Genomic DNA, 666 nt, shown 5'->3' on the forward strand with positions numbered 1-666 from the left:
GCCGGCGAGCGGCGCGCAGCTGCAGGTGCCGCAGGCGTCGCCGTCGGCGGGCGGCGCGCACGCGTCGCAGGCCGGGTCGGTGGTGCGGACGATGCCGCACAGCAGGCCGTAGCGGGCCTCGACGGTGTCGCCGCCGTAGGCGCGGCCCTCGACCTCGTCGACGTAGACCGCGGCGAACGCGGGCGCGTCGATCAGCGCCTGCGCGATCGCGCGCCGGGTCGCGGCGTCGTCGACCTCGCCGAGGCGGGCCACCGCGTCGGCGACGAAGTCGTCGTCGGGGCTGCCGCCGGTGAGATCGAGGTGGAGCCGGCGCGCGAAGCGCTCGGTCTCGGCCTGCGACGGCTGGTCGCCCCCGACCGGCAGGTTGCCGTCGACGGTGCGATCGCACGCGGCGAGGAGGGCCAGCCAGGCCACCCCGCCGAGGATGGGGACGCGCATGGTCGTCCCATCTCATCACACCGCGTGCCAGGCGGGCCGGGGCGCGAACCGCCCGGAACCACGTGGGAGCGCCGGCGCCGGTGTCGGCTTCTACCCCGCCTCGCCGTCGGCGACGGCGTCGCTGTGGGAATCCGCGACGGACCGGGGCCGGGCCCCGGTCGCGCGCGGCTCACATGCGGGACGTGAGGTCCTTGATGACCTTGGTGGTCTCGCCGGCCTCGATCGTCA

The 666-nt window shown here is 76.6% G+C and carries 1 protein-coding gene; it reads right to left on the minus strand.

Going from position 1 to position 666, the window contains the following annotated elements; all coding sequences use genetic code 11:
- Positions 1-438 (minus strand): hypothetical protein (locus KDM41_18305; GenBank protein MCB1185377.1); only part of this gene is annotated, 438 nt, incomplete at its 3' end.
- Positions 439-666: the final 228 nt, after the last annotated feature.

It is taken from the genome of bacterium (genome assembly GCA_020440705.1).
GTDB lineage: Bacteria > Krumholzibacteriota > Krumholzibacteriia > LZORAL124-64-63 > LZORAL124-64-63 > JAGRNP01.